This is a genomic window from Brevundimonas sp. (genome assembly GCF_023259385.1).
Classification (GTDB): domain Bacteria; phylum Pseudomonadota; class Alphaproteobacteria; order Caulobacterales; family Caulobacteraceae; genus Brevundimonas.
The window spans coordinates 1-3,748 of the sequence record NZ_JAHFPF010000308.1 but is presented as its reverse complement, the minus strand read 5'-3'; the positions used below and the strand labels follow the sequence as shown (position 1 = coordinate 3,748).

Sequence of the window (3,748 nt, the reverse complement as noted above, 5' to 3'; positions counted from 1 at the left end):
TTTGTTCGCCCGTCTCCCTCACAGGACGCGGCGGGCGGCCAAAGGAGAGTTCAACCTGGTACAGATTTTCGTTCGCGATAATAACGTCGATCAAGCGCTGAAAGCCCTCAAGAAGAAGATGCAGCGCGAAGGCAGCTTCCGTGAAATGAAGCGCCACGTTCATTACGAAAAGCCGTCGGAAAAGCGCGCCCGTCAAAAGGCCGAGGCTGTCCGTCGCGCCCGCAAGCTGGCCCGCAAGCGCGCTCAGCGCGAAGGCCTGCTGCCGGCTCCGAAGCCCCGCGTGCCGGGCGGCGCCGGTCGCAGCTAAGCGACGGCCCTACGGCTGAAAGATCAAAGGGCCGCTCCGGAAACGGAGCGGCCCTTTTTCTTTGGCTTCACCTCCCCCATCGCCCCTTCGAGGCGATGGGGGAGGACGGGCTCAGACCTAGTTCCCCCCGCCCCGGATCGCCGCGCCGAAGCTCTTCCAGCTCAGCTTGACGTCCGACAGGGCGCCGGCGCGGAAGGCGCGGCCCGAGACCCAGACCATCAGCAGGGCGAAGGCGAACATCCCGGCCATGGCGCCGATAACCTCCCACAGGGGCGGATCGGACGGCAGACGGGCGATCATCAGGAACGGGGTGAAGAACGGCACCCACGACAGGACCTGCACCACCGGAGAATCCGGCTGACGCAGCGCCAGTTGCATGACGACCAGCGGCACCACCAGCACCATCATGATCGGCCCCATCAGCGTCTGGGCGTCCCGCGGCGTGTCGCAGAAGGCGCCGATCGCCGCGAACAGCACGGCGTACATCAGATAGCCGCCGATCATGAAGGCCGCGAACCAGCCCAGCATCCCGCCGTGAAGCAGGATTTCACCGGTCCAGGCGGCGTATTTCGGCGCCACGGTGATCAAGGCCCCGCTGCCCAGTACGCCCCAGGCCAGCGAAACCGTCAGGGTCAGCAGCGCCACCCCCAGCACCTTGCCCGACAGGATTTCGGTGGTGGAGGCCGACGACAGCAGCACCTCGAGGATCTTGTTCGACTTCTCCTCCATCACGCTGTTCAGCAGGATCGAGGCGCCGGTCAGGATCAGCGACCACAGCATGAAGCCGGAGATGAAGCCGATCAGTTGAGGCAGACGATCCCGGAACGACACCTCGGCGCCGGTCGAGGCCTTGGGCGAATAGGCGGTCACGTGCGGGCGGAATTGTTCGGAGCTGACGATAACCTGTGGCGAAACACCCGACGCGCCGAATACCTCGCGCCGGTTCGCGGATTTCAGGGCCTCGCGCACGAAATCATCGACCGCGTCCTCATTGGTGCGGGCGGTCCAGACCCGGGCCGCCGGCTTGCCGTCCTCCCGCGTCAGGAAAACGATGGCGCTGAGTGAACGATCGCTCTTGTCCGCGGCCAGATAGGCCTTGGCGGCGTCGTCGCGCGCCTTCCCCGGCGCCGCGGCGACGACCTGGGCGGGCGCGGGCGCTAGGGTGACGGGCGTCTTCGGCTCGCGCCATGCTGCTGCGGCCATGGGCGCGACCCGGCGTAGTTCCGCCATGCCTGCGTCGAAGCCCTGCGTCTCGGCGATCTCCCGAACCCGATCCGCCGCCCCGGTCCCGGCGTCAGGCGTGGTCTGTGTCTCGGCCAGCGCCGCGGCGCGAAGGCTACTGGCGCGCCGGCGGTCGTTCTCGACCTTCAGATGGTCCTGGACGGCCGTAGCGAGGCCGGCGGCGCCGGCTCCGTCCTCGACGACGGCCACCGCCGGAATGGTCTCTCCGGTGCGGACCAGATAGGACACGCCGCCGCCGATCACCGCGAACAGCGGGAAGGCCAGCAGCGACAGCCAGAAGCCCACGGTCATGGCGTAGGCGGCGTATTCGCGCCGCGCGATCAGGAACATCCGGTTCATCGGGCGGCCTCCACGCCGGTCGGCTTCACGCTCTGGTCGACATCGGGGCGGTCCCCGGTCAGGTCGATGAAGGCGTCGTGCAGGCTGGGCTCGCGCAGTTCGAAACGGCGCACGTCCAGGCCGGTCAGGAAGGCCGCCTTGAGCGCCTCCTGCCCTTGTGCGCCCTGAGCCAGCGCGGCCTTCAGCACCCGGACTTCGCCGTCATCGGAGACGACCTCGACCCCGGCCACGCCGGGCAGGCGTTCGGCCTGGTCCGGCGCGATGGCGCCCTCCAGCTCCAGGAACCGGCGCGAGGTGGCGCGGGCCTCGGCCACCGTGCCCTCGAACGCCTTCCGGCCCCGGGCCAGCAGCACGACCTTGTCGCACAGCCGCTCGGCGTGCTGCATCACATGGGTCGAGAACAGGACGGTGGCGCCGTCGGCGGCCAGCCCTCGGATCATCTGCTCCAACCCTTGCTGGTTGACCGGATCGAGGCCCGAGAACGGCTCGTCCAGGATCACGAACTCGGGCCGGTGCACCACCGACGAGATCAGCTGGACCTTCTGGGCCATCCCCTTGGACAGCTCCTTCATCTTCTTGCGCTTGGAGGCGCCCAGTCCTTGCGCGTCCAGCATTTCCCTGGCCCGCTTGCGGCCCTCGCCCAGCGGCAGGCCCTTCAGCGAGCCGAAGAAGGCGATGGCGTCCACCGGCGTCATCTTCTTGTAGAGACCGCGCTCTTCCGGAAGGAAGCCGATGCGGTCGCGCACCCGGCGGCCGTCGTCGGCGCCGAGGATCTCGATCCGGCCCGAGGTCGCGGGCTGCAGACCCAGGATCATGCGGATGGTCGAGGTCTTGCCCGCCCCGTTCGGCCCCAGGAAGCCGCAGATCGAGCCCTTGGGCACCTCGAAGCTGAGATCGCGCACGGCCTGGAATTCGCCGTATCGCTTGCTCACGCCCTCAAGCGTCAAAGCCGCCGTCATAAGCCCCTCCTTGCAACAGAATAGAAGCCTAGGGATGTAAAGGACGTTTGACAACCCGGAGCGGGACGCTTCCCGGATCGATTGTCATGAATTCCGTGTCATGTTCGGCGGATAGCGAGTCGCCCCGCGCGCACGCTCCAGTGGAAGCGCAATGCCCTACGAAGCCGCCCAGTCCCCCGTCGCCCCGTCCGCGGCCTCGCGCCTGTGGACCGTGGGCGCCAGCGCGGGCGTTTCGGTGGTCGTGCTGCTGACGCTGGCGGTCTTCTATCCCGCCCTGGCCCAGTGGCTGATCGGCGGCGCCGTGCTGGTGGGCGTCTCCACCTGGGCCGTGAACCGCCGCCCGCGTTCCGCGCCGAGCGCCGAAACCGCCGAAGCGGCCGCGCCACCGTCGATCCCCGCCGCCGACCAGCGCCTGCTGGACAGCGCCTTCGAGGCCCTGGCCGATCCGGTGCTGGTGGTCTCGGGCGGCGAGGCTGACGACATCGCCGGACGCCGCGTGGTGCTGGCCAACGGCGCCGCGCGCGACCTGTTCCGCATCCAGCGCGAGGGCGCCCTGCTGGTCTCCGCCGTGCGCGAACCGACGGTGCTTGAGGCGGTCGACGAGGCCCTGTTCGGCGGCATCGCCCGCACCACCGACTATTCCGGCGTCGGCGCCCAGACCCGCCACTGGCGGGCCCTGACCCGCCCCCTGCCCGCCCCGCCCGGCGACGGCGCCACCCTGGCCCTGCTGGTGCTGCGCGACGAGACCGACGTGCGGCGCATGGAGCTGATGCGCGTCGACTTCCTGGCCAACGCCAGCCACGAACTGAAGACGCCGCTGGCCTCGCTGGCCGGCTTCATCGAGACGCTCAAGGGCCACGCCCGCGACGACCCCAAGGCGCGCGACCGCTTCCTCGACATC

General features: G+C 69.0%; 4 protein-coding genes. 2 read left to right on the top strand and 2 right to left on the bottom strand.

Going from position 1 to position 3,748, the window contains the following annotated elements; translation table 11 throughout:
- Positions 1-55 precede the first annotated feature (55 nt).
- Complete coding sequence (gene rpsU, locus Q0C81_RS17325; RefSeq protein ID WP_291840936.1) at positions 56-307, top strand: 30S ribosomal protein S21; 252 nt, start codon at positions 56-58, stop codon at positions 305-307.
- A gap of 117 nt (positions 308-424) precedes the next feature.
- Here rpsU and Q0C81_RS17320 read toward each other — a convergent pair whose 3' ends face one another.
- On the bottom strand, positions 425-1,888 hold the full coding sequence (locus tag Q0C81_RS17320; protein ID WP_291840934.1) for an ABC transporter permease: 1,464 nt from the start codon (positions 1,886-1,888) through the stop codon (positions 425-427).
- Positions 1,885-2,847, bottom strand: a complete 963-nt coding sequence (locus Q0C81_RS17315; RefSeq protein WP_291840932.1) for an ABC transporter ATP-binding protein — start codon at positions 2,845-2,847, stop codon at positions 1,885-1,887. The genes Q0C81_RS17320 and Q0C81_RS17315 overlap by 4 nt, the downstream gene beginning before the upstream one ends.
- Before the next feature lie 151 nt (positions 2,848-2,998).
- Here Q0C81_RS17315 and Q0C81_RS17310 point away from each other — a divergent pair.
- On the top strand, positions 2,999-3,748 hold a 750-nt coding region (locus Q0C81_RS17310; protein WP_291840930.1), incomplete at its 3' end, for a histidine kinase dimerization/phospho-acceptor domain-containing protein.

Excerpts from the sequence above, each read along its gene's own strand:
- Q0C81_RS17320 (WP_291840934.1), bottom strand. The coding sequence starts at position 1,888 with ATGAACCGGATGTTCCTGATCGCGCGGCGCGAATACGCCGCCTACGCC.
- Q0C81_RS17315 (WP_291840932.1), bottom strand. The coding sequence starts at position 2,847 with ATGACGGCGGCTTTGACGCTTGAGGGCGTGAGCAAGCGATACGGCGAA.